This window comes from Sphingomonas sp. CV7422, from assembly GCF_027945725.1.
In the GTDB taxonomy this organism is placed as follows: domain Bacteria; phylum Pseudomonadota; class Alphaproteobacteria; order Sphingomonadales; family Sphingomonadaceae; genus Sphingomonas; species Sphingomonas kyungheensis.
In genome coordinates, this window is record NZ_CP115900.1 from 3,025,707 (window position 1) to 3,052,445 (window position 26,739).

Sequence of the window (26,739 nt, forward strand, 5' to 3'; positions counted from 1 at the left end):
CTTGTATCGCCCGACAGGTCGGCGTATATGACGGCTGCCTTCTCTTACATCGTCAGGTGAAAGAGGCTGCGGAGGATCTCCCCCGCGGCGGCGAAGACGCATATTCCCGCGGCGGCAGCCGCAATCCTTTCCCGGCGGCGGGCAGCCGCATGATTTCTGGAGCCTGCATGGCGGACATCGCCCTTCTCACGCAATTGATCGAACCCGAGGCCCGCGCGCTGGGTTTCGACCTCGTGCGCGTGAAGATGTTCGGCGGCAAGTCCGACCCGACCCTGCAGGTCATGGCCGAGCGCCCCGACACCGGCCAGCTGACGATCGACGACTGCGCCGACCTGTCGCGCCGCATCTCCGACCGGCTCGACGCCCTCGAAGCCGAGGGCAAGGACCCGATTCCGGATGCCTATCGGCTCGAAGTGTCGTCGCCCGGCATCGACCGGCCGCTGACCCGCCCGCAGGATTATGCCAACTGGGCCGGGCATGAGGCGAAGATCACGCTCGTCGAGAAGATCGACAACCGCAAGATCCTGACCGGCGACATCGTCGGCATCGACGGCGACAGGGTGACGATCGATGTGCGCGGCCACCAGCCGATGACGGTCGCGCTCGACCAGGTCCACGACGCCAAGCTGACGATCACCGACCGGCTGCTCGCCGCCACCGCGCCTTTGTCTTCGGACGGCGCCGACGAATTCGAAGAGGTGTCCGATGACACCGACAGCAACGACACCCATGCCCTGAACGAAGGACAGCAGTAAGATGGCCACCGTCGCCACCGCCAACCGCGCGGAACTGATCGCGATCGCCAATTCGGTCGCTTCGGAGAAGATGATCGACAAGAGCATCGTCATCGAGGCGCTGGAAGAGGCGATCCAGCGCGCCGCGAAGACGCGCTACGGCATCGAGAACGACATCCGCGCCAAGCTCGATCCCAACACCGGCGATCTGCGGCTGTGGCGCGTCGTCGAGGTGGTCGAGGCGGTCGACGATTATTTCAAGCAGGTCGACGTCAATCAGGCGCAGAAGCTCCAGAAGGGCGCGGTCGTCGGCGATTATATCGTCGATCCGCTGCCGCCGATCGAATTCGGCCGCATCCAGGCGCAGGCGTCGAAGCAGATCATCTTCCAGAAGGTGCGCGACGCCGAGCGCGACCGCCAGTATGAAGAGTTCAAGGATCGCCAGGGCGAGATCATCACCGGCGTCGTCAAGCGCGTCGAATTCGGCCATGTCGTCGTCGACCTCGGCCGCGCCGAGGGCGTCATCCGCCGCGACCAGCAGATCCCGCGCGAAGTGGTGCGCGTCAACGACCGCATCCGGTCGCTGATCCTCAACGTCCGCCGCGAGAACCGCGGCCCGCAGATCTTCCTCAGCCGCGCGCACCCCGACTTCATGAAGAAGCTGTTCGCGCAGGAAGTGCCCGAGATCTACGACGGCATCATCACCATCCAGGCCGCCGCGCGCGATCCGGGCAGCCGCGCCAAGATCGGCGTCATCAGCCGCGACAGCAGCATCGATCCGGTCGGCGCCTGCGTCGGCATGAAGGGCAGCCGCGTCCAGGCCGTCGTGCAGGAGATGCAGGGCGAGAAGATCGACATCATCCCCTGGTCGCCCGATATCGCCACCTTCGTCGTCAATGCGTTGCAGCCGGCGTCGGTCAGCCGCGTCGTGATCGACGAGGAAGAGGAGCGGATCGAGGTCGTCGTCCCCGACGACCAGCTCAGCCTCGCGATCGGTCGCCGCGGCCAGAACGTCCGCCTCGCCAGCCAGTTGACCGGCAAGGCGATCGACATCCTCACCGAGCAGGATGCGAGCGAAAAGCGCCAGAAGGAATTCACCGAGCGCACCGAGATGTTCCAGAACGAGCTGGACGTCGACGAGACGCTGGCGCAGCTGCTCGTCGCCGAAGGCTTCGGCGCGCTCGAGGAGGTCGCGTATGTCGAGCTCGACGAGATCGCCGGCATCGAGGGCTTCGACGAGGACCTTGGCCAGGAATTGCAGAGCCGCGCGCAGGAAGCGCTCGATCGCCGCGAGGCCGCCAATCGCGAGGAGCGGATCGCGCTCGGCGTCGAGGATGCGCTGATCGACATGCCCTATCTGACCGAGGCGATGCTGGTCACGCTCGGCAAGGCGGGGATCAAGACGCTCGACGATCTCGCCGACCTCGCCACCGACGAGCTGGTCGAGAAGAAGCGCGTCGAACCGCGCCGCCGCAACGAGGACGCGCCCAAGCGCCCCGAGCCGAAGGGCGGCATCCTCGCGGAATATGGCCTCAGCGACGAGCAGGGCAACGAGATCATCATGGCGGCGCGCCAGCATTGGTTCGCCGACGAGGAGGCTCCTGCCGAAGCCGAAGCCCATGCCGACGCCGACGCGGCGGACGGGCAGGCCTGATGCCGTTCGTCTCGATCCGACTGGCGGGCAGCGCCACGCGCGAGCAGAAGGCGGGGATCGTCGCCGACGTCACCGCATCGCTGGTGACGCGGCTGGGCAGGAACCCGGCCGCGGTCCAGGTCGTGATCGACGAGGTCTCGACCGAGAATTACGGCGCCGGCGGCCAGCTGATTGCCGACCGCGACGCCCCCGCCGCCCCGCCGCCATCGAGGGAGGACGCGCATGCGGTTCCCTCACAATGAGACGCTAGGGCTCCAGCAGATTGGCGACGGACGACGCGACCCGCGGGTGACCGCGGGATCGCATATGCCTGCGCGTCACGCCGTGCCGGCGACGCGAGGCCGTGCATGACCGACCCCGTCCGCAAGTGCATCCTCACCCAGGACCGCGATCATCGCGAGAATCTCATCCGGCTGGCGATCGCGCCCGACGGACAGGTGCTGCCCGACGTACGCGCCAAGGCCCCCGGTCGCGGCGCGTGGATCGGCGTCACCCGCGCCGCGCTGGAAGAGGCGATCGCCAAGAAGAAGCTGCGCGGCGCGCTCGCCCGCGCGTTCAAGGGCGCGGAGCTCGTCATCCCTGACGACCTGCCCGAGCGGATCGCCACCGCGCTCGAACGCAATGCGCTCGACCGGCTCGGTCTCGAATCGCGGTCGGGCCTCTTGCTCACCGGATCGGAGAAGATCGAGACCGCGGCGCGCGCCGGGCAATTGCACGCGCTCTACCATGCCGCGGACGCGGGCAGCGACGGCAACCGCAAGCTCGACCAGGCGTGGCGGATCGGCGCGGATCGCGAAGGATCCGCGCTGCGAGGCGTTGTTTTGCCGATGCCGCGCCCCATATTGTCGTTGGCGCTGGGCCGCGAGAATGTGGTACACATCGGCCTGACCGACCGCGCTGCCGCCGCGCGGGTGAGCGATGCGCTCGACCGCTGGCTGCATTTTATCGGACCTGAACCCACTCCCGTGCCTTGCGAAACGGCCTCGCAAGGCGCATCGGCGCCCGGACTTTCCTCAGCGACTCTGAGGGATGCATCCGACGGGCTGCGACCGGCCGTAGACGTGAACGAGGAATTTGAGTGAGCGACACCGACAACGATAAGCCGAAACTTGGCATGCGCGCACCCTTGGGGTTGAAGCGCACGGTCGAGACCGGCCAGGTGAAGCAAAGCTTCAGCCACGGCCGGTCCAATACGGTGATCGTGGAAACCAAGAAGCGGCGCGTTCTCGGCCGTCCGGGCGAGGCACAGGCCGCACCCGAGCCGCAGGTCGAGGCGCCCGTCGCCGCGCCTGCTCCGGCGCCCCGCCCCGCCCCTGCCCCGCGCCCGGCGCCGTCGAACGAGACGCCGCAGGAGCGTCAGGCACGCCTGCTGCGCGAAGCGGAAGACCAGCGGATGCACGCGCTCGAGGAAGCGCGTCGCCGCGAGGAAGCCGCGCGCATCCAGGCCGCGGAAGACGAGCGCGCCCGCGCCGCCGAAAAGGCTGCCGCGGCCGCCGCTGCTGCCGCCGCACCGCCGGCACCGCCGCCCGCGCCCGAGCCCGCACCGGTCGAGCCGACCCCGGCTCCGGTCGCCGCGGCTCCGGCGCCCGCTCCCGTCGTCGTGCCGACGCCGGCCGGCCGTGGCTTCCGCCCGGTCGAGCGCGCCGTGCCGCCCGCGCCGGTCGAGGCGCCCGTACCTGCGCCGGCACCCGAGCCGGTCGCCGCACCCGCTCCGGCACCGACGCCCGCCCCCGCGCCTGCTCCGGTCGCCGCCGCGCCCGCCCCGGCGCCGGCGCCCGCGCCCGCGCCTGCCCCGATCGTCGGCTTCGGTCGCGACCCGTCGCTGCCTGCGCCGCGCCGCTTCTCGCCGGTCGCCCGTCCCGAGATTCCCAAGCCGCAGCCCAAGCCTGCGCCGGCTCCCACGCCTGCGCCGACGCCGGCCGCGACCACCGCGTCGGGCAATGCCGGTGGCGCCGCCTCGCGCAGCCTGCCCTCGGGCCAGGCGACGCCGCGCAACGCGCCGCCGAGCCGGCCGACGCAGCGCGACCGCAAGGGCGACGAACGCCGCGGCGGCAAGCTGACGGTCAATCGTGCGCTCGGCGACGATGGTGCGCGCTCGCGCAGCCTCGCCGCGCTCAAGCGTGCGCGTGAGAAGGAAAAGCGTCACTTCGGCGGCCCGCGCGAACAGCAGGCCAAGCAGATCCGCGACGTCCAGGTGCCCGAGGCGATCACCGTCCAGGAACTCGCCAACCGTATGGCGGAAAAGGGCGCGGATCTGGTCAAGACGCTGTTCAAGATGGGCATGCCCGTCACGATGACGCAAACGATCGACCAGGACACCGCCGAGCTGCTGGTGACCGAATTCGGCCATAACATCGTCCGCGTCAGCGACAGCGACATCGACCTGGCGCTCGACACCGGCGAGGATGCCGACGACACGCTGCGTCCGCGTCCGCCGGTCGTCACGATCATGGGTCACGTCGATCACGGCAAGACCAGCCTGCTCGACGCGCTGCGCGGCACCGACGTGGTGCGCGGCGAGGCCGGCGGCATCACGCAGCATATCGGCGCCTATCAGGTGACGCTCAAGGACAAGTCGAAGGTCACCTTCCTCGACACGCCGGGCCATGAGGCGTTCACGCAGATGCGCGCCCGCGGCGCCGACGTCACCGATATCGTCGTGCTGGTCGTCGCTGCCGACGACGGGCTGATGCCGCAGACGATCGAGGCGATCAACCACACCAAGGCGGCCGGCGTGCCGATGATCGTGGCGATCAACAAGATCGACAAATATGAGGCGAATGCCCAGCGCGTGCGCGAGCGGCTGCTCGAACATGAGGTGGTGGTCGAGGAAATGGGCGGCGACGTCCAGGACGTCGAGGTGTCCGCGCTCAAGAAGACCGGGCTCGACACGCTGATCGAGAAGATCCAGCTCCAGGCCGAGCTGCTCGAACTGCGCGCCAATCCCGATCGCCCGGCAGAGGGCACGGTGATCGAGGCGAAGCTCGACAAGGGCCGCGGCCCGGTCGCGACGATCCTCGTCAACCGCGGCACGCTCAAAGTCGGCGACGTGTTCGTCATCGGCGCGGAAAGCGGCAAGGTCCGTGCGCTGATCGACGACAAGGGCCGTCAGGTGAAGGAAGCCGGCCCGGCGATGCCGGTCGAGGTGCTCGGCATGACCGGCGTCCCCTCGGCAGGCGATCCGCTGCAGGTCGTCGAGAGCGAAGCGCGCGCCCGTGAGGTCGCCGAATATCGCCAGAGCGTGCTGACGCAGAAGCGCACCACCACCGCGCCGGCGAGCCTGGAGAGCATGTTCTCCGCGCTCAAGGCGAATGCGGCGATCGAATATCCGCTGGTGGTCAAGGCCGACACCCAGGGTACAGTCGAGGCGATCGTGGCGTCGATCAACAAGATCTCGACCGATCTCATCAAGGCCCGCGTGCTGCACTCGGGCGTTGGTGGCATCACCGAGAGCGACGTGACGCTGGCCGGGGCATCGGGCGCGCCGATCATCGGCTTCAACGTCCGCGCCAATGCCAAGGCCCGCGAGATCGCCGACCGGCAGAAGGTGGCGTTGAAATATTACGACGTCATCTACGACCTGATCGACGAGATCCGCGCCGGCATGGCGGGCGAGCTCGGGCCGGAAGCGTTCGAGACGGTGGTCGGCCGGGCGGAGATCCGTGAGGTCTTCTCGGCGGGCAAGCACGGCAAGGCGGCGGGTCTGCTCGTCACCGAAGGTGTCATCCGCAAGGCGCTCAAGGCCCGTATCACCCGCAACGATGTCATCATCTATCAGGGTGAGATCGCCAGCCTGCGTCGCTTCAAGGATGATGTCGCCGAAGTGCGCGCCGGTCTGGAATGCGGCGTGACGTTCACGCAGAATTTCGTCGACATCAAGTCGGGCGACTATCTCGAAACCTTCGAGGTCGAGATGCGCGAACGGACCCTCTAAATACGGTCCCTCTCCCATTTGGGAGAGGGAGGGCGCTGCCGCAGGCAGCGGAAGGGTGAGGATAGCATAGCGCAGCCCCTCACCCTCCCACCCCTATCGACGGCGGGGCCCTCCAGCATCAGGTGAATAGCGCCCCGCGCTGTTCAGTCCATGCTGGGAGCATGGACGACCTGATACTCCGATGGGAGAGGGTAAGAGGCATCATGAACAAAGACCCCCAGGAAAAATCGGTCCGCACGCTCCGCGTCGGCGAACAGGTGCGCCACGTGCTGTCGGAGATCCTTCAGCGCGGCGACGTGCATGACGAGACTCTCGCCAAGCATATGGTGTCGATCACCGAGGTGCGGATGTCGCCCGACCTGCGCCATGCGACGGTGTTCGTGAAGCCGCTGCTCGGCAAGGACGAAGCCGCGGTGCTCAAGGCGCTGCGCACCAACACCGCCTATCTCCAGCGCGAGGTCGCGCACCGCATCCAGACCAAATATGCCGCCAAGCTCAAGTTCCTCGGCGACGAGAGCTTCGACGAGGGCAGCCATATCGATGCGCTGCTGCGCAAGCCGGAGGTCGCGCGGGATCTGGGCGAGGATTGACGGGGCGGCTGGGCGGTCGCATCTTGTAGGCATGAACGCCTTCGTCGAATTGTCGGATCAGGGGCAGGTCGTCATCCCGCAGGAGATTCGGGAGCGGCTTCGCCTCGTCTCGGGTGACCGGCTGGAATTGATCGAACGGTCCGATGGCGTTTTCGTGCGCAAGTCGCCGGTCCGGTCAGGCGATAGCTTCGAGGCGATCACTGCGCGCATTCGTGCGCGCGTCCCGAAGTACGATCGGTCGACGTCGATTGAGGACATGAATGCCGCCGTCGCCGAAATGTGGGCGCAGGGCGGCCCGCATTGGGATCGATGAAGGCGGTCGATACCAACATCGTCGTTCGCTACGTTACGGATGACGATCCGGTTCAGAGCCCGATCGCAACCCGCGTGCTGAGCGAGCCTTGCTACGTTTCGGACACGGTCCTGCTCGAAACCGCGTGGCTACGGTCGTCGCCTTACGGCTTCGGCCGGACACTTCTCGCAGCGACGCTTGCCGACCTGATCCGGTTGCCGACGATTACGCTCAGCGATCCCGCGTGGATTGCATGGGCGATCGAGCGATTTGCCAGAGGCGCGGATTTGGCCGACATGATCCATCTGGTGAATGCGCGACACATGGACGCGTTCATCTCTTTCGAGAAGCGGCTAGGTCGCCTCGCCGGTTCGAAGACGCCGTTGCCAATCGAGCGTCCTTCGTGATGGCCAAGCTCTATTTCTACTACGCCTCGATGAACGCCGGCAAGTCGACGACGCTGTTGCAGGCGGACTTCAACTATCGCGAGCGCGGCATGAACACGATGCTGTTCACCGCCGCGGTCGACGATCGCTTCGCGGCGGGAACGATCACCAGCCGGATCGGGCTGGAGGCGCCGGCGACGCCGTTCGACGCCGCCACCGACCTTGCCGCCTGCGTCGCCGAGCGGCAGGCGCGCGAGCCGCTCGCCTGCGTCTTGGTCGACGAGGCGCAGTTCCTCACCGCCGGACAGGTGGCGCAGCTCGCACGCATCTGCGACCGGCTCAATGTGCCGGTGCTCGCTTATGGTCTGCGCACCGACTTCCAGGGGCGGTTGTTCGAAGGATCGGCGCGACTGCTGGCGATCGCGGATGCGCTCATCGAGATCAAATCAGTCTGCGTGTGCGGGCGCAAGGCGATCATGAACCTGCGCGTCGACGCGCAAGGCCGCGCCATAGCGGAAGGCGCGCAGACCGAGATCGGCGGCAACGATCGCTACGTCGCGCTGTGCCGACGGCATTTCAGCGAGGCGCTCGATACCAACTGACCGACGGGGCCGAGCGAAGGCGTGCGTCTCCGCACTGGCGCACCGCCCTGCCCCGCGCCATATCGCTGCGCATGAACCCCGAACACATCGTCTACCGCACGGCGGTATGGATCATCCCGCTGGTGATCGCGATCGTCTTCCATGAGGTGGCGCATGGCTGGATGGCGAAGTGGCTCGGCGATCCGACCGCGCAGGAGCAGCGCCGGCTGAGCTTCAACCCGCTTCGCCACGTCGATCCGGTCGGCACGGTGATCCTGCCGCTCGGCCTCGCCATCGCCGGTGCGCCGGTGTTCGGTTGGGCGAAGCCGGTGCCGGTGATCGCGCAACGGCTGCGCAACCCGCGCTGGGGCATGGTCGCGGTGGCGCTGGCAGGTCCGGGCATGAACTTCCTGCTGGCGACGATCGCCGCGGTGGCGATCGGCGCGATCGCCGCGAGCGCGGGCGGCACGGCACCCGGCGGGATCGGCGGATTCCTGCTCGCCAATCTCGTCAACTTCCTGCTCGTCAATGTCTTCCTCGCGATCTTCAACCTGCTGCCGATGCCGCCCTTCGACGGCGGCCATGTCGTCGAGGGGCTGCTGCCGCGTCCGCTCGCCGCGCAATATGCCAAGATCGGGCGGTTCGGCTTCCTTCTGCTGATCCTCGTGCTCGTCGTGCTGCCGATGATCTTCCCGCGCGCCGATCTGGTCGGCCGTGTGGTCGGGCCGCCGGCCCAGGCGATCGTCGGCTGGTTTCTGGCCTTGGCGCAGGCGATCGCCTAACGCGCTGCCGATGCACGGCTGGATCATCATCGACAAACCCCTCGGGCTCGGCAGCACGCAGGTCGTCTCCGCGGTCAAGCGCGCGTTGCGGCAGGGCGACTATGGCAAGTGGAAGGTAGGCCACGGCGGCACGCTCGATCCGCTCGCCACCGGCGTGCTGCCGGTCGCGGTCGGCGAGGCGACCAAGCTCGCCGGACGGATGCTCGACAGCGACAAGGTCTACGATTTCACGATCCGTTTCGGCGAGCAGACCGATACGCTCGATGCCGAGGGCGTGGTGATCGCGACTTCCGACGTGCGGCCGACCGCGGCGCAGGTCGCCGCGGTGCTGCCGCGCTTCACCGGGCCGATCACGCAGGTGCCGCCGGCCTATTCGGCGCTGAAGGTGGATGGCGCGCGGGCCTATGACCTCGCGCGGGCGGGCGAAGAGGTGGTGCTGGCGAGCCGCGCGGTGACGATCCACGCGCTCTACTCCTCCCCAGGATGGGGAGGGGGACCGCCGGCGTCAGCCGGTGGTGGAGGGGGGCTTCCACAGGCGGCACCTCTTGGGGAAGCCCCCCTCCACCATCCTTCGGATGGTCCCCCTCCCCTTGCAGGGGAGGAATTGCCCGAACTTACCCTCACCGCGCACGTCTCGAAGGGCACCTATATCCGCAGCCTGGCGCGCGACATCGCCCTGGCGCTGGGTACGGTCGGGCACGTCGCCATGCTCCGCCGCACCAAGGCCGGCCCCTTCACCCTCACCCCGGCGATATCGCTGGACAAATTGGCTGAGGCCGCTATGGCGCGCACCCTTGAACAGTTGATCCTGCCGTTGAGGGCGGGGCTGGACGACATCCCGGCTCTATCCCTCTCCCCCGATCAGGCAGGGGCGCTCCGCCAGGGGCGTGTTCTGACCGGGATTGCCGAGGACGATGGCCCCTATTTCGCGTGTGACGGCGACAAGCCGATCGCGCTGGTAGCGGTCGAGGGCCATGAGGCCCGCGTCGTCCGCGGCTTCAATCTGTGACACGATGTCGAGGACTGACGCATGACGATCACCGCCGAACGCAAGACCGAGCTGGTCAAGGAACACGCCCGCCAGGAAGGCGACACCGGTTCGCCCGAGGTGCAGGTCGCGATCCTGTCGGAGCGCATCAAGAACCTGACCGAACATTTCAAGGGTCACAAGAAGGACAACCATTCGCGCCGCGGGCTGCTGATGATGGTCAACAAGCGGCGCTCGCTGCTCGACTATTTGCGCAAGACCGACGGCCAGCGGTATCTGGACCTGATCGCGAAGCTCGGCCTTCGCAAGTAACAAGAGGGCGACCTTCGGGTCGCCCTTTTCGTATCGCCGTGCTATGAGCGGCCACGGAATTTTCGAATACCGGCATGATGCCGGCTGAGCGGAGACGGGCAATCCGGCCCCGATCCACCGGAGCGACACAACGCTCCACACCGACGCGGGCCGGCTAGCCCGCGATATAGGCCCCGGCCGGGATCTGCCCGCCGGAGTGAAGGAAAATACATGTTCAATGCCAAGAAGGTATCGATCGAGTGGGGCGGCCAGACGCTGACCCTCGAAACGGGCAAGGTTGCCCGTCAAGCCGACGGCGCGGTGATCGCGACGCTCGGCGAGACGGTCGTGCTCTGCGCGGTCACCGCCGCCAAGTCGGTCAAGGAAGGGCAGGACTTCTTCCCGCTCACCGTCCATTACCAGGAAAAGTTCTCCGCCAGCGGCCGCATCCCCGGCGGCTTCTTCAAGCGCGAGCGCGGCGCGACCGAGCGTGAGACGTTGGTCAGCCGCCTGATCGATCGCCCGATCCGCCCGCTGTTCCCCGAAGGCTTCTACAACGAGATCAACTGCATCGCGCAGGTGCTCAGCTATGACGGCGAGAATGAGCCCGATCTGCTGGCGATGATCGCCGCCTCGGCCGCGATGACGCTGTCGGGCGTGCCCTTCATGGGCCCGATCGGCGCGGCGCGCGTCGGCTATCAGGACGGCGAATATATCCTCAACCCGTCCGACGCCAAGGTCGTCGAGGGCGAGCTCGACCTGATGGTCGCCGCCACGCATGACGCGGTGATGATGGTCGAATCGGAAGCCAAGGAGCTTTCGGAAGAGGTCATGCTCGGCGCCGTGATGTTCGCGCACAAGGCGTCGCAGGACGTCATCAACGCGATCATCGATCTCGCCGAACAGGCCGCCAAGGATCCGTGGGAGCTGAAGGTGCAGGCCGACAGCTCGGCGGTGAAGGCCAAGCTCAAGAAGCTGATCGGCAAGGACCTCGAGGCGGCGTACAAGCTGACCGACAAGCAGCAGCGGCAGACCGCGATCAACGAGGCGCGCACCAAGGCGCGCGACGGTATGGCCGACCTCAAGGACAGCGATCCGCAGGCCTATCTCGCCAGCCTCAAGCTGGTGAAGAAGCTGGAGGCGGACATCGTCCGCACCGCGATCCTCAAGACCGGTCGCCGCATCGACGGCCGCGACACCAAGACGGTCCGTCCGATCGAGGCGGAAGTCCACTTCCTGCCGCGCGCGCACGGCTCGGCGCTGTTCACCCGCGGCGAGACGCAGACGATCGCGACGACCACGCTCGGCACCCGCGACGCGGAGCAGATGATCGACGGCCTCAACGGCCTGTCGTACCAGAACTTCATGCTCCACTATAACTTCCCGCCCTACTCGGTCGGCGAAGTCGGCCGCTTCGGCGCGCCGGGCCGTCGCGAAGTCGGTCACGGCAAGCTCGCCTGGCGCGCGCTGCACCCGGTGCTGCCCACCAAGGAGGAATTCCCCTACACGATCCGCGTAACCAGCGACATCACGGAGAGCAACGGCTCGTCGTCGATGGCGACGGTGTGCGGCGGTTCGCTGTCGATGATGGACGCGGGCGTGCCGCTCAAGCGCCCGGTGTCGGGCATCGCGATGGGCCTGATCCTCGAAGGCAAGGACTTCGCCGTCCTGTCGGACATCCTGGGCGACGAGGATCACCTCGGCGACATGGACTTCAAGGTCGCCGGCACCAGCGAGGGCATCACCGCGCTGCAGATGGACATCAAGATCTCCGGCATCACCGAAGAGATCATGAAGGTCGCGCTGGCGCAGGCGCACGAGGGTCGCGCACACATCCTCGGCGAAATGGCCAAGGCGCTGGGCGAGACCCGCTCGGAGCTGTCGGCGCATGCGCCGCGCATCGAGACCTTCTCGATCGACAAGTCGAAGATCCGCGAAGTGATCGGCACCGGCGGCAAGGTGATCCGCGAGATCGTCGCGCAGACCGGCGCCAAGGTCGACATCGACGACGAGGGCGTCATCAAGGTCTCCTCGTCCGATCCGGCGCAGATCGATGCGGCGGTGAAGTGGATCAAGGGCCTCGTCGAGGAAGCGGAAGTCGGCAAGGTCTATGACGGCAAGGTCGTCAACCTCGTCGATTTCGGCGCCTTCGTGAACTTCATGGGCGGCAAGGACGGTCTGGTCCACGTCTCGGAGATCAAGAACGAGCGCGTCGAGAAGGTGTCCGACGTCCTGTCCGAGGGCCAGGCGGTCAAGGTCAAGGTCCTCGAGATCGATCCGCGCGGCAAGGTCCGCCTGTCGATGCGTGTCGTCGACCAGGAAACCGGCGCCGAGCTGGAGGACACGCGTCCGGCCCGCGAACCGCGCGAAGGCGGTGATCGTGGTCCGCGCGGACCGCGCAGCGGCGGCGGCGATCGGGACGGCGGTGGTCGTGGTCCGCGCCGCGACGGCAGCGGCCGTGACGGCGGCGGGCGCGGACCGCGTCGCGACGGCGGCGATCGTGGCCCCCGCGGCGAGGGCGGTGACCGCGGCCCGCGCAACGGCGGCAACGACGACGGCCCCGCGCCCGCGTTCGCGCCGGCGTTCCTGACCGGCGATCGCGACTGATCGATCGCGTCCTCGTGACACGAAGGGGTCCGGCAGCGATGCCGGGCCCCTTTTGTTATGGGGATTGAGGCCTCATCCCAGCCGCTCCACGGTCGGGCAAACTCCGACGTCTGACACTGCGGGGAACGCCGAGCGGGAGGGGCGCCCGGCGCCACCGTGGACGCTGCTGGCGGAGCAGCGCATCCCTATGCGCACGCGATCGGTCTCTGCGCGAAGGTGGCAAAAGCGCGTAGAAGCACCACCGTTCCCACGCCGGCGGGATTCCACTGCCACAAAGAGCGACGGCTGGCGGCGCGACGCAACCCTGCGCTCCGGCCTGCGGGGAGCACCGGCATGGGTCAGGCTCAAGCAGATACACGGCGCCAGGCCATTGCCGGGTTCGCCGCTCGGAAACCCAGCGCGGCCGACCGCCGCCCTACCCGCGCGCCGCCTCGTCGAACAACGCCTCCGCCGCGCGGCGCAGGCGTTCGGTGGTCACCGGTTTCTCGCAGCGCGGCAGATCGTGATAGCGGTCGAGGATCATCGCCTCGTCATAGCCGCTGGTCAGCAGGACCTTCACGCCCGCGGCGAGCAGTGCGTCGATCAGCGGATAGACGAGCATCTCGCGCAGGTTGATGTCGAGAATCGCTAGGTCGAGCGCCCCCGCGTCGCTCAGCCGCATCGCCTGCGGCAGCGATGCCGCCGGCCCGACGACATGCGCGCCGGCGCCGCGCAACTCGCGCGCGAGGTCGTCGGCGATCATATATTCGTCCTCGACGACGAGCACCGCCTTGCCGACGAGCGGCGATATCCCTGACGTCATTGCGCTACTCCTTGCTAAATCGCGGGATAAAGCCTCAGTAATGGTTGGCGTTAACATGGGTGAACGAGCAGGCGCGACAAATGCTGTCAGGTCGCACCATGTCTGCCCCGCCCGCTCACCGCCTGCTCGCCCGGTTACGACATTTCACCGTCTTCTCGCCCGAGGAGCGGAATGCGATCAATACGGCCTGCGGCGGATCGGCGCTCGTCGCCCGCCAGCGCCGCGATCTGATCCGCGAAGGCGATCGGCCGCGCGGCGTGCCGCTGATCCTCGAGGGCTGGGCGTTCCGCTACAAGACGCTTGAAGACGGCCGCCGCCAGATCATCGCCCTCCATCTGCCCGGCGATCTGTGTGACATCCACGGCTCGATCCTGCGCAAAATGGATCATTCGATCGGCGCGCTGACCCAGGTCCGCTATGTCGAACTGACCCGCGACCAGATCGACGATCTGGCGGCGCTCGGACCGCGCGTCCATCAGGCCCTGTGGTGGGATTCGCTGACCACCGCGGCGATCCAGCGCGAATGGACGGTCAATCTCGGCCAGCGCGACGCGCTCGAACGCCTGTCGCACCTGTTCTGCGAGCTGATCTTCCGCCTGCGCGCGGTCGGGATGATCGACGGGCTGCGCTGCGAAATCCCGCTGACCCAGACCGATCTCGCCGAGGCGACCGGCATGACGCCGGTGCATGTCAACCGGATGGTGCAGGAGTTGCGCTCGCGCCAGTTGATCCGCTGGAAAGGACGCGAATTCGAGGCACTTGATCTTGACGGTCTGTGCGATGTCGCGATGTTCAATCCGGCCTATCTCCACCTCGACCACGAAGGACGGCATCTCGATGCCCTTGGGTGATCCCGCCGCCGCTGCCGATCCGATCGCCCCTCTGGCCTGGCATGCGGCGGCGGACGGCGCGGCGCTGCGCTTTCTCCGCGCGGCCGACGATGCGGTCAGCGTCCATCCCGACGATTACGACCGGCTCGGCGCGCAATGGCGCCGCGCTGCCGGTCTGGCGCTGTTCAGCGCCGACGTGCGCGTGCGACTCGCGCCGGCAGAGGCCTATCGTTGGCTGCGGTTGAGCGGCGTGCCCGATGCGGACGGATGGCAGGGCGTCGCGGTCGACGTCACCGATCTGTGCGACGGCCTCGCGAGCGAACGGCGCCGCCGCTACACGCTCCATCACCGGGTGCGCAACACGCTGGCGATCATCCGCTCGATCGCGCGGCGCACCGCCGAGACCAGCGAGACGATCGACGACTATCGCTATCGCTTCGACGGCCGGCTCGCCGCAGTGGCGCGGACGCAGAGCCAGATCATGGGCGCAGGCGACCGTGGCGTCGATCTCGAGACCTTGCTGGTCGACGCCTTGCTTGCGCATCAGCTCGGCGGGCGGGTCGATTATGGCGGCCCCGAGGTGCGGCTGCCGCCGCAGCTCGCCGAACAATTCGGCCTCGCGCTGCACGAGCTGACCGACAATGCGGTCCAGCATGGCGCGCTGAGCCGCGATGATGGCACGCTGGCGGTACGCTGGACGGTCGAGGAGGCGCCCGACGCGCAGCTGCGCCTGGACTGGAACGAGACGAGCCGCGACGGCGCCTGCCCGCCCGCGCGCGAGGGCTTCGGTCTCGAACTGCTCACCCGCGCGCTGGCCTATGAGATCGATGCCGAGGTGACGCTCACCTTCGGCGCGCGCGGCATGACCTGCCGGATACGGCTGCCGCTCGCCGCGCCTCATGCGTCGATAAAGCCCGCGTAAGCGATCGAAAAAGCTGCTAATATGCAGATGGTTACCGCCGGCCCGCGGGTGAGTCGGCGGATGGCATGCGGGGACGCGAGCGATGATGGCCGCCGATATCGCTTTCTACCAACGTCGCGCCGAGCAGGAGCGGCGCCTTGCGGATCGCAGCGCCACGCCTGATGCGCGACGGGTCCATCGCGAGATGGCGAAACGCTATGCGCGGCTGATCGCCGAGCTGGATTCGGGCAACCCCGCAGCGCCCTGAACGGGGCGGCCGCAGCCGCCCCGCACGCGCCGGTCAGGCGAGCGGCGCGTCGCCGAGCTGCCGCCACGCGACGACCTGCTGGCGCTGCGTGCCGAGCCGCTCGACGCCTAGTTCGATCACGTCGCCGGCCTTGAGATAGACCGCCTCGGGCTTCTTGCCCTCGCCGACGCCCGGCGGCGTCCCGGTGATCAGCAGATCGCCCGGATAGAGTGTGATATATTCGCTGACATAGGCGATCAGCTGCTTGAGATCGAAGATCATCGTCCGGGTATTGCCGGTCTGCATCCGCTCGCCGTTGACGTCGAGATACATGTCGAGCGCCTGCGCGTCGCCGACCTCGTCGGGCGTCACCAGCCACGGGCCGACCGGGCAGAAGGTGTCATGCCCCTTGCCCTTCGACCATTGCGAGCCGCGCTGCTTCTGGTTGAACCGCTCCGACACGTCGTTGACCAGCACATAGCCGGCGACCTTGTCGAGCGCCTCGTCCTCGCTGACGTAGCGGCAGGTCTTGCCGATGATCACGCCCAGTTCGACCTCCCAGTCGCTATGCGTCGAATCGCGCGGCAGCATGACGTCGTCATAGGGACCCGACAGGCTCGACAGCGGCTTCTGGAACATCATCGGCTCGGTCGGGATCGGCAGGTTCGATTCGATCGCATGGTCGCGATAGTTGAGCCCGATCGCGACGATCTTGCCGATGCCCTTGACCGGCACGCCATAGCGCGGCGTCCCCTCGACCACCGGCAGGCTGGCGACATCGGCGGCCCGCACCGTGGCGAGCGTATCGACGGTGATGTCGCCGACCAGCGCGGACAGGTCGCGGATGCGGCCCGTATCGTCGATGAGGCCGGGCTGTTCCTGGCCGGGCTGGCCGAAGCGGCAGAATTTCATATCATCGGTCTTTCGCAAGCGTGCAGGGATATCCCCGATCGGGGCAGCGGCGACAGGGTCCGTACAGCCCTACCCTGCGCGACGGAAGCGTACACGCCAGGACATGCGGCCAAATCGCGGAATCGGACGTTTAGCCGCGCACAGGTCGATGCGGCCCCAAGGAGATGCGTACGTGACCATTGCCGCCTGCGTACCCTCCCCTGCCCGTCCGCCCGCATGAACCGCCTTGCCCCCGACGCTGCCGACAGCCGCTTCATCCGGCGGCTGGTCTATATCCTGATCATCGCCGCGGTCGCCGCGGCGCTGTTCAAGGCGGGCAATCTGCTCATCCTCGCCTTCGGGTCGATGCTCGGCGCGATCGCCATTCACGCGATTGCCGATCTGTACCGCGATCATCTGCGCGTTCCCGAGAAGGCGTCGGTCGGCCTGGGCATCGCCACCGCCTTCGGCATCGTCGGCTTCCTCGTCTGGCTGTTCGGCGTCCAGTTCCGCGAACAGGTCAACGTGCTGGTGACGCAATTGCCCAGCCTGCTCGACCAGCTCGCCGCCTGGGCGTCGCGCAGTCCGGTCGGCGCCAAGCTGGTCGACGCGGTGCAGCAGGCCTATGCCGGGTCGCGTGCCGCGCAGGACGTCAGCGGCCTGCTCCAGGGCGGCGGCGAACTGGTGCTCAACAGCCTGCTGCTGCTCGTCGGCGCCGCCTTCTTCGCCGCCGATCCCGGCATCTACCAGCGCGGCTTCCTGTTCCTAATCCCGCGCGGCAAGCGTCCGGCGATCGAGGATGCGCTGTTCGACGTCGGCTCGACCTTGCGGTTGTGGCTGCGCTCGTCGCTGATCCTGATGACGAGCATGGGGATATTGGTCGGCATCGGCCTGTGGATTTCTGGCGTGCCGTCGGCCGCGGCGCTGGGGCTGCTCGCCGGCCTGTCGGAGTTCATTCCCTATATCGGCCCGACCGCGGCGATGGTGCCAGCGCTCGGCCTCGCCGCGACGCAGGGGACCGGGCCGCTGATCGGCACGCTCGTCACCTATGCGGTGGTGCGGCTGATCCAGACCAATTTCATCACGCCCTATGTGCAGGCCCGCGTCATCTCGATCCCGCCGGCGATCACCGTCTTCGCAATCATCGGCATCGGCGTGATCTTCGGCATCTTCGGCCTGTTCTTCTCGGCGGCGCTGCTGGTGGTGATCTTCACCCTCGTCCGCAGCCTCTACCTGCGCGAGGTGCTCGGCGAGGACATTCCGCGCAGCCGCCACCAGACGCTGCTCGGACCGGACCTGACGCCAACCGATCCCGACGAGGAAGCTAAAAAAGATTAACTATCCGCACCGTTCAGCGCGCTGGATTAAATCCTAATTAACCTTTTGCCTTCAGATGTTCTTTGGTTAATGGAATCGGGTCGCGCCGTGCAGCAGGGGTGCTCAGGGTCGGACCAACAGGGGTTGATGCGATGCGAGTGCTGTTGATCGAAGACGAGCCCACCACCGCCAAGGCGATCGAGCTGATGCTCGGCACGGAAGGGTTCAACGTCTACACCACCGATCTGGGCGAGGAAGGCCTCGATCTGGGCAAGCTGTACGATTACGACATCATCCTGCTCGACCTCAACCTGCCCGACATGCACGGCTATGACGTGCTCAAGAAGCTGCGCGTCGCGCGGGTCGCGACGCCGGTACTGATCCTGTCGGGGATCAACGAAATGGATTCGAAGGTGCGCAGCTTCGGCTTCGGCGCCGACGATTACGTCACCAAGCCGTTCCACCGCGAAGAACTGATCGCGCGCATCCACGCCGTCGTCCGCCGCTCGAAGGGCCACAGCCAGTCGGTCATCCGCACCGGCAAGCTCGCGGTCAATCTCGACGCCAAGACGGTCGAGGTCGATGGCAGCCGTGTCCATCTGACCGGCAAGGAATATGCGATGCTCGAGCTGCTCTCGCTGCGCAAGGGCACCACGCTGACCAAGGAAATGTTCCTCAATCACCTGTACGGCGGCATGGACGAGCCGGAATTGAAGATCATCGACGTCTTTATCTGCAAGTTGCGCAAGAAGCTCAGCCTGGCCTGCGACGGCGAGAATTATATCGAGACGGTATGGGGCCGCGGCTACGTCCTGCGCGAGCCCGAGGAGATCGGCGCGGTCGCCTGACGCCCGTTCGTCTGTTCGGTCTACTATGAAAGGCCGCGGCATCCCCCGATGCCGCGGCCTTATTGTTACTTGTGCGCACACCGCTCACTATACTTGCCATCACGGATCGGCCTGATCCAAATCAGCTATAAATACTTACTGGTTATTAACGCCACCTTATGAGACGAGATAATAAAGGAGTCGCAGTACGACGAGGCCGATGATGACGAATGACTTGAATCAGCAGAATGATCTGGCAACGGCAACTGCCCGCGCCCTGATTGCAGACGCCCTGCAACTGCTGGACACCATGCCGACCTTCTCGTCTCAGATCGCCGCCGCGCACCTCGCCCACGCGATCGAGCTGATCGACGCCGCCGACACCGCGCCCAACGGCTGAGCTACTTGCGCTCCCAGACCTTCCGCCCGCCGACCCAGGTTTCCTGCACGCGCGTCGCGCGCAGGTCGGCGGGGGAGGCGAGCAGCGGGTCCTGATCGACGATGACGAAGTCCGCGTCGAGCCCGGGGGCGAGCCGGCCGATCCGGTCCTCGGCGAAACCGGCATAGGCCGCGCCGCCGGTGAAGGCCCACCACGCCTGTTCGCGCGTCACCGCCTCTTCGGGCCGCCAGCCCCCCGACGGCTGACCGTCGGCACCCTGGCGGGTAAAGGCCGCCGCCCAGCCTGCCCAGGGATCGGGCCGCTCGACCGGATAGTCCGACCCGAAGGCGAGCTTGGCACCGTTGCGCAGCATCGACGCCCAGGCATAGGCCCCGGTCAGCCGCGCCGCGCCGAGCCGCGCCTCCGCCATCGTCCGGTCGCTGGTCTCGTGCGTCGGCTGCATCGACGCGATCGTGCCGTAGCGGCCGAAGCGCGGCAGATCGACGGGATCGACGATCTGCGCATGTTCGACCCGCCAGCGCCGGTCGCCCTTGTAGGTCTGCGCCATCTCGTCGATCGCATCGAGCACCTCGGCATTGGCGCGGTCGCCGATCGCGTGGACCGCGACCTGATAGCCGTCCATCGCTGCGCGGCTCATCAGGTTGCGCAGCACCGTGTCGCTCATGAAGCCCGCGCCCGACTGGCCCGGCGCATCGGCATAGGGCGCCTTGAGCCACGCCCCCCGCGAACCCAGCGCGCCATCGGCATAGAGCTTGACGCCGACCAGCTTGAGCCGGTCGCCGTACAGCCACGGCGTCGGCCCGGTGCCGCCGATCTGCACCGTCGTGTCGACGCCCATGCCGTAGCTCATGATCCGCACGCGCAGGCCGCCGAGATCGCCGATGCGGCGATAGGTCAGCCAGTCCTCGATGGTCGTGCCCATGTCGGCGGTGGCGGTGACGCCGTAACCGAGCAGGATCGTCTGCGCCTTGAGGAAGGCGGCGTTGCGATCCTTGCCGAGCGGCTGCGGCACCACCTTGGCGACGAGCGCCTGCGCGGCGTCGACGAACACGCCCGCGGGCTGGCCCCCTGTCCCCTTTTCGATCCGCCCGCCTGCGGGCGAGACGCTCTTGGCGGTGACGCCCGCCGCCTTGAGCGCGGCGCTATTGCCCCAGCTCGCATGGCCGTCGGCGCGGGCGAGCCAGACCGGCCGGTCGGGCACCGCCGCGTCGAGCTCGGCAGCGGTCGGGAAGCGGCCGAGATTCCACGCCTCTTGGTTCCAGCCGCCGCCGATGATCCAGGCGCGATCCGGATTGGCGCGGGCATAATCGGCGATCTTCGCCTGCGCCTCGGCGAGGCTCTTCGTCTCCGACAGATCGAGTTCGAGCGCGCGGAAGCCCAGTTCCATGACGTGGCCGTGCGCGTCGATCATGCCGGGCAGCAAGGTCTTGCCCTTGAAATCGGCACGCCAGTCGAGCTTGTCGGGCCGCTTGTCCTTGGCGCTGAGCAGCCGCGCGACATGGCCGTCGGGCGTGACCAGCATCGCCTGGAAGCGGACGACCTTGCCGTCCTTGTCGAGCGTCATGCCGTTGACGTTGTCGACCAGCCCGTCCGCCGCGGCGACTCCGGGCAGCAGCGCCGCCGCCAGCGTGAGGGTCGTGATCGCCGTCCCGGCGAAGGTGCTGAAAAGCCGTCGTGCCATGCCGTGCGCATAAGCGCTGTTCCCCCGCTGCACCAGATGGTCTAGCGGGACCGATATGGCCACGAACCCTGCCGCCGCCGCGCTGCCCGTATCGATCGACGACGTCCGCGCCGCCCATGCCCGCATCCGCGACAAGATCGTCCGCACGCCGACGCTGATCAGCCGTACGCTGAGCGAGATGACCGGCGCCAACGTCTACCTCAAGTTCGAGAATCTGCAGTTCACTGCGGCGTACAAGGAGCGTGGCGCGCTCAACACGCTGTTGCAGCTGTCGCCGGAGGCGCGCGCCAAGGGCGTCATCGCCGCCTCGGCGGGCAATCACGCGCAGGGCCTCGCCTATCACGCCAACCGGCTCGGCATTCCGGCGACGATCGTCATGCCGCGCACCACGCCGACGGTGAAGGTGATGCAGACGGAAGGCCATAAGGCGACGGTGGTGCTGGAGGGCGAGACGTTCGACGCCGCCTACGCCCATGCCCGCGTGCTCGAGGCGGAGCGCGACTTCACCTTCGTCCACCCGTTCGACGATCCGCGCGTCATCGCCGGCCAGGGCACCGCCGCGGCGGAGATGCTGGAGGACGTGCCGACGCTCGATACGCTGCTGATCCCGATCGGCGGCGGCGGGCTGATCTCGGGCACCGCGATCGTCGCGCGTGCGGCCGATCACCCGATCGAGGTGGTCGGCGTGCAGGCCGAACTGTTCCCGTCGATGTACAATCGCATCCGCGGCACCAGCCTGCCCTGCGCCGGCGATACGCTCGCCGAGGGGATTGCGGTCAAGGAGCCGGGCGGGATCACCGCGCGGATGGTCGCCGAGCTGGTCGACGACATCGTGCTGGTCGGCGAGCGCAACCTCGAAGAGGCGGTCAGCCTGCTGCTCCAGATCGAGAAGACGGTGGTCGAGGGCGCCGGCGCCGCGGGGCTCGCCGCGCTGATGGCCTATCCCGAGCGGTTCCGCGGGCGGACCGTCGGTATCATCCTGTGCGGCGGCAATATCGACACGCGGCTGCTTGCCAACGTGCTGCTGCGCGACCTCGCCCGGTCGGGGCGGCTGGCACGCCTGCGCGTGCGCCTCCAGGACCAGCCGGGCGCGCTGTTCCACGTCGCTCGCATCTTCGACGCGCAGCGCGTCAACATCATCGAAGTCTATCACCAGCGCATCTTCACCTCGCTGCCGGCCAAGGGCCTGTTCACCGAGATCGAATGCGAAACCCGCGACCGCCCGCACCTCGACCGGCTGATCGCGGCGCTGCGCGAAGGCGGGTTCGAGACGAGCATGATCGAGCAGGCGTAGGCCGGCGGGGCCCCCGTCGGGAAGCGATGGACGTCCTTTGGACCGATCGCCCGACCAAGCCCTGCCCTTATTCGGCGCTGCGCGAAGTATCAGTGCTCCGGCGAAGGCGGGAGTTCAGTATTCTTGCCATGAGCGGTTGTCCTGCTCGGCCACGGGATTCCCGCCGGCGCGGTTATGCTGGCACCGCCAAGACACCGGACGCAAAAACGGGGGCCGCGCCGTGGCGCAGCCCCCGTTCGAAAGCATAAGCCGAAGCTTAGTTGCTGTCGGCGTTGTCGTCCTGCACGACGGCGACGACGCCGATCGCGACCACGCCAGCGACGATCAGCGCGGCGAGCAGACCGCCACCAGCCAGGTCGCTCTTCTTCGCCGACGGCGCGCTGGCGCGGACCGACTTGGCAACCGACAGCGACGCGGCGGGGTTGGCAGGAGCGGCGCTAGCAGCGACCGGGGCGGCAATCATCGCCAGGGCGGCGAGCGGACCAGCAAACTTCGACATAAACAGAAAACTCCAAGCGGATTGGATACCGGGAACGAGCGGTTACCAACTTTGTTCCTGCGGTGCAACATTGACTTGATCTGACGGCAAGCCAACGCACGAAAAGACAATTAGCCGCAAATTAACCGTTTCCGACCGGAAAGCCACTTTGCAAGGCGGCACGCTTCTTTCATAGGTCGGGTGGTACCGCTTCGCGCGTGACGTTCCCAGGAGATTGCCGGCGGTGACTGCGCCATTCCGTTTTCCGCGCTTCTTCGTCACGACGCCCGCACCCTGCCCGTATCTGCCCGGGCGGCAGGAACGCAAGGTGTTCACCGAATTGAGCGGCCCGCATGCCAGCGAACTCAACGACGCGCTGAGCCGGATCGGCTTCCGTCGCTCGCAGGGGGTCGCCTATCGTCCGTCGTGCGCAGGCTGCACCGCCTGCGTCTCGGTCCGTATCGTCACCCAGGCGTTCACGCCCAATGCCAGCCAGCGCAAGCTGCTGCGCCGCAATGCCGATCTCGACATCGCGATCTGCCGGCCGTGGGCGACCGACGAACAGTTCCAGCTGCTGCGCCGCTACCTCGCCGCGCGCCACCCCGGCGGCGGCATGGCCGGGATGGACGAGGACGATTACGCCGACATGATCGAACATTCGCCGGTCAATTCGATGATCGTCGAATATCGCACCCGCACCGCCGACGGGTCGCGCGGCGAACTGGTCGGCGCCTGCCTCACCGACCGGCAGGCGGACGGCCTGTCGATGATCTACAGCTTCTTCGCCGCGGATACCGAAGGCGGCGACGGTCGCCCGGGCCTCGGCAACGTGATCATCATGGATCACATCATGCGCGCGCGCGAATCGGGACTGCCCTACGTCTATCTCGGCTATTGGGTGAAGGGCTCGGCGCGGATGGCGTACAAGACGCGCTATCGCCCGCTGGAGATGCTCGGGCCGAACGGCTGGCGGCCGCTCAGCGACGCGGATCTCGCCGCCGCGGTGTGACGCCGCTCAGCCGGGATCGCTTTCCTCGCCGACCGTCGCGCCCTCGGTGACGACGCGCGTCGGCGCGACGCTGCCGAGATGGACGCGCACGCCCGCGGTAACGGTCATTCGCGGCGCCGCGACGGCAATGGCGGTGCCGGCCGGCGGATCGGGGCGGACGATCGCGGCGAGCTGCCCGCGATGGACGGTGACGCCGCCATCCTCGCCGCTGTCGCGATAGAGCGCCGCGGTCTGCGCGACCGGCTCCGACGGCGCCGCGAGCGGCTCGACGCCGGCATAAGCGGCGCGGAAGCTCAACGCCCCCTCCATCGCGCCGCGCCAGCGGTAGAAGATGTGCGCGCCGACCGAGCCGATCCGCGCAAGGCTCGATGCCCACCACGGCAGGATTGCGCTGGTGTGATAGAAGGTCGCCCCACCGATCGGCGCATAGACGCTGCCGGCGAGCGCCGCCTCGGCGACCGCGCGCGCCCGCGCCCACGCACCGGGTTCGCGGCGATAGGCCATCGATCCGTCGCAGGTGAAGGAGAATTGGCAACCGGTGCGCCGGTTCGAACCCTGGAAGACGACGCCGCAGACGCTGTGCGGGAAAGCCCGGTCGCGCACCCGGTTGAGCACCACCTGGGCGACCGCGCGCTGACCGTCGAGCGGTTCGGAGCGCGCCTCGTAATAGACCGCGGCGGTCAGGCAGCCGCTGGCGCGCGCCGCATCCTCCGCGCTCGCCGCCTGGGCGAGGAAGGCGGGCGCGGCCTGCGGATTCGCCGCACCGTCGTCTTCCGCGGCGAGCGAGGCGCGCAGCGTATCGGGCAGACCGTCGAGACCGGGGGTGTCGAGCGCGAGCGCGCGCAGCAACTGGCGCGGGCTCGGCGCCGGCACCGCCTGCGCGACCCGCGTCGCATCGTTGCCGGAGGGCATGCAGGACGAGGTGACGAGCAGCGTCAGCCCCATGAATGCCTGCCCGAAGAAAGAGATATGCCGCCCGCTCACCGTATGACGGGTAGAGCGGGCGGCTTATGATAGGGTTAATGGCGGCAGCCGGGGCTGCCGCCCGGGGCCGTTACGCCAGCGTGCGCACCTTCGCCTCGCGATCCCAATAGCGCTGCTTCGCCGCCTCGACGAAGCCGGCGAGATCGGTGACGCCCTCGTCCGCCTCGACGCCCGCCTTGTCGAGCAGCGGCTTGGCCGCCTCGTTCGCGCCGATCGCCTTGAGGTGACCGAAGGCGTCCATCACCCACTGGACCGCCGCGCCTTCCTTGACGAGCTTGGCCGCCGCCGCGTCGGACAGGATCACCGCGCAGGCATCGACCGTCACCGAAGGCTGGCCGAACAATTGCGCATCGGCGGCGATCGTCGATCCGTCGGAGAGCGGCACCTTGCCGACCTTGGGCGCGATCGTTATCGCATGACCACCGGCCGCCTTGACCGCATCCTTGAGCGTGGCGAGCGCCGCCGCATCGCTGCCGTCGGCGATCAGGATGCCCACGGTGCGCCCCTCGAGCGTATGCTTTTCGAGCGGCCCGCGGATGATGCGCAACGCCGGCGACACCGCCATGTCGAGCACCGGCGCGGCGGTCGGGGCGGCGTCCGGCAGATCCATCGCCAGTCCCTCGGCGACGCGCGTCGCAAGATCCTCATCGACGTTGCGCAGGTTGGCGAGCATCGCGGTGCGGATATGGTCGAGGCTGACCTTCGACAGTTCGAACACCAGCGCCGATGCGATATGCGCCTGTTCCGCCGTATCCATCGAGCGGAAGAACAGCCGCGCCTGGCTGTAATGATCGGCGAAGCTCTCGGGGCGGATACGCAGCTTCTGTCCCTGCTCCTCCGACGGGAAGGTCTTGTAGCCCTTGGCCGGGTCTTCGCGCGCGCCCGCCTCTTCCCCTGCCTTGGCGAGGCTGTTGGGCTCGTAGTTGGCGCGTCCCTTGGGCACCGCCATCTGCATGTGGCCGTCGCGCTGCTGGTTGAGGAAAGGACAGCCTGTCGCCGCCTCGCGGCCCTTGGCGGCGTTGATCGGCAACTGGTGGAAGTTGACCGAGCCGAGACGCGACAATTGCGTGTCGGTGTAGCTGAACAGCCGCCCCTGCAACAACGGATCGTTGGAGAAGCCGATGCCCGGTACGACATGGCTCGGCACGAACGCCGCCTGCTCCGTCTCGGCGAAGTAATTGTCGGGATAGCGATCGAGCACCATCTTGCCGACGATCTTCACCGGCAGGACTTCCTCGGGGATGATCTTGGTCGCGTCGAGGACGTCATAGGGCTGGCTGTTGGCGAAGTCCTCGTCGAACAATTGCACGCCGAGATCCCAGGTCGGGTAATCGCCGCGCTCGATCCGCTCGAACAGGTCGCGGCGCTGGAAGTCGGGATCGGCACCGGCGATCTTCACCGTCTCGTCCCAGATCGTCGAGGCGAGGCCGGCGCGCGGCTTCCAGTGGAACTTGACGAAGGTGCTCTTGCCCTCGGCGTTGATGAAGCGGAAGGTGTGGACGCCGAAACCTTCCATATTGGCGAAGGTGCGCGGCAGCGTGCGGTCCGACATCGCCCACATGATCATGTGCGTCGCCTCGGGCATCAGGCTGATGAAGTCCCAGAAGGTGTCATGCGCGGTCGCCGCCTGCGGATAGCCGCGGTCGGCCTCCATCTTGGCGGCATGGATCAGATCGGGGAATTTGATCGCATCCTGGATGAAGAAGACCGGGATGTTGTTGCCGACCAGGTCCCAATTGCCTTCGCGCGTGTAGAATTTGACCGCGAAGCCGCGCACGTCGCGCGGCGTGTCGACCGATCCCGCGCCACCCGCGACGGTCGAGAAGCGGGTGAACACCTCGGTGCGCTGGCCCTTCTTCTGGAACAGGTCGGCGACGGTGATGTCGGCGAGGCTTTCGGTACATTCGAAATAGCCGTGCGCCGCCGAACCGCGCGCATGGACGATCCGCTCCGGAATGCGCTCGTGATCGAAATGGTTGATCTTCTCGCGATAGACCTCATCCTCGAGCAGCACCGGGCCGCGCGCACCGGCTTTCAGCTGGTTCTGGTTGTCGCTGATCGGCGTGCCGTGATTGGTGGTGAGCACCGGATGGTCGGCGTCGGTGGTCTGATGCGTCTCGCCGCCGTTGCCGGGGTTGCGGGCCAGGGTATCGGTCATGATCGGAAATCTCGCTTCGCAGGGATCTGCGCTCACTCAACGAAGCTGATCGAAGTCGGTGCCTTCGTGACACCGAGTTTA

At 67.4% G+C, this 26,739-nt stretch carries 27 protein-coding genes; 21 read left to right on the plus strand and 6 right to left on the minus strand.

The genetic code is table 11. The annotated features are described in order from the left end of the window. Nucleotides 1–167: 167 nt before the first annotated feature. The 13 genes from rimP to pnp all read left to right on the plus strand — a co-directional run bounded on the left by rimP (nucleotide 168) and on the right by pnp (nucleotide 12,839). Nucleotides 168–755 carry a ribosome maturation protein RimP gene (rimP, locus tag PBN85_RS14320; protein ID WP_037534997.1) on the plus strand — a complete coding sequence of 196 codons (588 nt, stop codon included), beginning with the start codon at nucleotides 168–170 and terminating at the stop codon, nucleotides 753–755. 1 nt (nucleotide 756) lies between these two features. Then, nucleotides 757–2,388 (plus strand): transcription termination factor NusA, encoded by a 1,632-nt coding sequence (gene nusA / locus PBN85_RS14325; RefSeq protein ID WP_037534998.1) that lies wholly within the window; start codon nucleotides 757–759, stop codon nucleotides 2,386–2,388. Beyond that, entirely contained in the window at nucleotides 2,388–2,630 is a 243-nt protein-coding gene (locus PBN85_RS14330; RefSeq protein WP_271299424.1) for a tautomerase family protein, read from the plus strand. The genes nusA and PBN85_RS14330 overlap by 1 nt, the downstream gene beginning before the upstream one ends. A 105-nt stretch (nucleotides 2,631–2,735) precedes the next feature. Next, the gene (locus PBN85_RS14335) at nucleotides 2,736–3,470 is read left to right on the plus strand and encodes a DUF448 domain-containing protein (RefSeq protein ID WP_037535000.1); all 735 of its coding nucleotides are present in this window, start codon (nucleotides 2,736–2,738) and stop codon (nucleotides 3,468–3,470) included. Continuing rightward, a complete protein-coding gene (infB, locus tag PBN85_RS14340) occupies nucleotides 3,467–6,322 on the plus strand; it encodes a translation initiation factor IF-2 (RefSeq protein WP_271299425.1) in 2,856 nt (951 codons plus the stop codon). The genes PBN85_RS14335 and infB overlap by 4 nt, the downstream gene beginning before the upstream one ends. Before the next feature lie 203 nt (nucleotides 6,323–6,525). Further along, the gene (rbfA, locus tag PBN85_RS14345) at nucleotides 6,526–6,912 is read left to right on the plus strand and encodes a 30S ribosome-binding factor RbfA (RefSeq protein ID WP_200870393.1); all 387 of its coding nucleotides are present in this window, start codon (nucleotides 6,526–6,528) and stop codon (nucleotides 6,910–6,912) included. A 31-nt stretch (nucleotides 6,913–6,943) separates the two neighbouring features. Continuing rightward, a complete protein-coding gene (locus PBN85_RS14350) occupies nucleotides 6,944–7,225 on the plus strand; it encodes an AbrB/MazE/SpoVT family DNA-binding domain-containing protein (RefSeq protein ID WP_271299426.1) in 282 nt (93 codons plus the stop codon). Continuing rightward, nucleotides 7,222–7,611, plus strand: coding sequence for a type II toxin-antitoxin system VapC family toxin (locus tag PBN85_RS14355; RefSeq protein WP_271299427.1), 390 nt, complete (start codon nucleotides 7,222–7,224; stop codon nucleotides 7,609–7,611). The genes PBN85_RS14350 and PBN85_RS14355 overlap by 4 nt, the downstream gene beginning before the upstream one ends. After that, nucleotides 7,611–8,192: a thymidine kinase gene (locus PBN85_RS14360; RefSeq protein WP_037533905.1), complete on the plus strand. Its 582-nt coding sequence runs from the start codon at nucleotides 7,611–7,613 to the stop codon at nucleotides 8,190–8,192. The genes PBN85_RS14355 and PBN85_RS14360 overlap by 1 nt, the downstream gene beginning before the upstream one ends. Before the next feature lie 71 nt (nucleotides 8,193–8,263). Then, complete coding sequence (locus PBN85_RS14365) at nucleotides 8,264–8,953, plus strand: site-2 protease family protein (protein ID WP_271299428.1); 690 nt, start codon at nucleotides 8,264–8,266, stop codon at nucleotides 8,951–8,953. Nucleotides 8,954–8,963: 10 nt separating this feature from the next. Beyond that, complete coding sequence (truB, locus tag PBN85_RS14370) at nucleotides 8,964–9,962, plus strand: tRNA pseudouridine(55) synthase TruB (RefSeq protein WP_271299429.1); 999 nt, start codon at nucleotides 8,964–8,966, stop codon at nucleotides 9,960–9,962. A 21-nt stretch (nucleotides 9,963–9,983) separates the two neighbouring features. Next, nucleotides 9,984–10,253, plus strand: a complete 270-nt coding sequence (rpsO, locus tag PBN85_RS14375) for a 30S ribosomal protein S15 (protein ID WP_037533902.1) — start codon at nucleotides 9,984–9,986, stop codon at nucleotides 10,251–10,253. Between the two features lie 210 nt (nucleotides 10,254–10,463). Then, the gene (gene pnp / locus PBN85_RS14380) at nucleotides 10,464–12,839 is read left to right on the plus strand and encodes a polyribonucleotide nucleotidyltransferase (protein ID WP_271299430.1); all 2,376 of its coding nucleotides are present in this window, start codon (nucleotides 10,464–10,466) and stop codon (nucleotides 12,837–12,839) included. Between the two features lie 415 nt (nucleotides 12,840–13,254). Here the strand turns inward: pnp and PBN85_RS14385 are convergent, their stop codons facing one another. After that, the gene (locus tag PBN85_RS14385; protein ID WP_271299431.1) at nucleotides 13,255–13,641 is read right to left on the minus strand and encodes a response regulator; all 387 of its coding nucleotides are present in this window, start codon (nucleotides 13,639–13,641) and stop codon (nucleotides 13,255–13,257) included. Between the two features lie 98 nt (nucleotides 13,642–13,739). On the opposite strand from PBN85_RS14385, the gene PBN85_RS14390 reads away from it, so the two are divergent. From PBN85_RS14390 to PBN85_RS14400, 3 genes are all read left to right on the plus strand, one after another. Next, entirely contained in the window at nucleotides 13,740–14,492 is a 753-nt protein-coding gene (locus PBN85_RS14390; RefSeq protein ID WP_271299432.1) for a Crp/Fnr family transcriptional regulator, read from the plus strand. Continuing rightward, the gene (locus PBN85_RS14395) at nucleotides 14,479–15,393 is read left to right on the plus strand and encodes a sensor histidine kinase (RefSeq protein WP_271299433.1); all 915 of its coding nucleotides are present in this window, start codon (nucleotides 14,479–14,481) and stop codon (nucleotides 15,391–15,393) included. The genes PBN85_RS14390 and PBN85_RS14395 overlap by 14 nt, the downstream gene beginning before the upstream one ends. An 85-nt stretch (nucleotides 15,394–15,478) precedes the next feature. Further along, nucleotides 15,479–15,640, plus strand: coding sequence for a hypothetical protein (locus tag PBN85_RS14400; protein ID WP_200870394.1), 162 nt, complete (start codon nucleotides 15,479–15,481; stop codon nucleotides 15,638–15,640). Nucleotides 15,641–15,673: 33 nt separating this feature from the next. Here PBN85_RS14400 and PBN85_RS14405 read toward each other — a convergent pair whose 3' ends face one another. Beyond that, nucleotides 15,674–16,531, minus strand: coding sequence for a fumarylacetoacetate hydrolase family protein (locus tag PBN85_RS14405; protein ID WP_271299434.1), 858 nt, complete (start codon nucleotides 16,529–16,531; stop codon nucleotides 15,674–15,676). A gap of 216 nt (nucleotides 16,532–16,747) precedes the next feature. On the opposite strand from PBN85_RS14405, the gene PBN85_RS14410 reads away from it, so the two are divergent. The 3 genes from PBN85_RS14410 (at nucleotide 16,748) to PBN85_RS14420 (ending at nucleotide 19,054) form a co-directional block, all read left to right on the plus strand. Next, on the plus strand, nucleotides 16,748–17,848 hold the full coding sequence (locus PBN85_RS14410) for an AI-2E family transporter (RefSeq protein WP_037533897.1): 1,101 nt from the start codon (nucleotides 16,748–16,750) through the stop codon (nucleotides 17,846–17,848). A gap of 131 nt (nucleotides 17,849–17,979) precedes the next feature. Next, nucleotides 17,980–18,675, plus strand: coding sequence for a response regulator transcription factor CtrA (gene ctrA, locus PBN85_RS14415; RefSeq protein ID WP_037533896.1), 696 nt, complete (start codon nucleotides 17,980–17,982; stop codon nucleotides 18,673–18,675). A 199-nt stretch (nucleotides 18,676–18,874) separates the two neighbouring features. Continuing rightward, complete coding sequence (locus tag PBN85_RS14420; protein ID WP_271299435.1) at nucleotides 18,875–19,054, plus strand: hypothetical protein; 180 nt, start codon at nucleotides 18,875–18,877, stop codon at nucleotides 19,052–19,054. A 1-nt stretch (nucleotide 19,055) separates the two neighbouring features. Here the strand turns inward: PBN85_RS14420 and PBN85_RS14425 are convergent, their stop codons facing one another. Continuing rightward, the gene (locus tag PBN85_RS14425; RefSeq protein WP_271299436.1) at nucleotides 19,056–20,735 is read right to left on the minus strand and encodes an amidohydrolase; all 1,680 of its coding nucleotides are present in this window, start codon (nucleotides 20,733–20,735) and stop codon (nucleotides 19,056–19,058) included. 55 nt (nucleotides 20,736–20,790) lie between these two features. On the opposite strand from PBN85_RS14425, the gene PBN85_RS14430 reads away from it, so the two are divergent. Continuing rightward, nucleotides 20,791–22,029 (plus strand): threonine ammonia-lyase, encoded by a 1,239-nt coding sequence (locus PBN85_RS14430; protein ID WP_037533895.1) that lies wholly within the window; start codon nucleotides 20,791–20,793, stop codon nucleotides 22,027–22,029. Nucleotides 22,030–22,285: 256 nt separating this feature from the next. Here the strand turns inward: PBN85_RS14430 and PBN85_RS14435 are convergent, their stop codons facing one another. Beyond that, a complete protein-coding gene (locus PBN85_RS14435; protein WP_271299437.1) occupies nucleotides 22,286–22,528 on the minus strand; it encodes a hypothetical protein in 243 nt (80 codons plus the stop codon). A 223-nt stretch (nucleotides 22,529–22,751) separates the two neighbouring features. On the opposite strand from PBN85_RS14435, the gene PBN85_RS14440 reads away from it, so the two are divergent. Continuing rightward, nucleotides 22,752–23,516, plus strand: a complete 765-nt coding sequence (locus tag PBN85_RS14440) for an arginyltransferase (RefSeq protein WP_037533924.1) — start codon at nucleotides 22,752–22,754, stop codon at nucleotides 23,514–23,516. Between the two features lie 6 nt (nucleotides 23,517–23,522). Here PBN85_RS14440 and PBN85_RS14445 read toward each other — a convergent pair whose 3' ends face one another. Together PBN85_RS14445 and PBN85_RS14450 are read right to left on the minus strand one after the other, a co-directional pair. Next, complete coding sequence (locus PBN85_RS14445) at nucleotides 23,523–24,500, minus strand: cell wall hydrolase (RefSeq protein WP_271299438.1); 978 nt, start codon at nucleotides 24,498–24,500, stop codon at nucleotides 23,523–23,525. 70 nt (nucleotides 24,501–24,570) lie between these two features. After that, the gene (locus PBN85_RS14450) at nucleotides 24,571–26,658 is read right to left on the minus strand and encodes a catalase (protein WP_271299439.1); all 2,088 of its coding nucleotides are present in this window, start codon (nucleotides 26,656–26,658) and stop codon (nucleotides 24,571–24,573) included. Nucleotides 26,659–26,739: the final 81 nt, after the last annotated feature.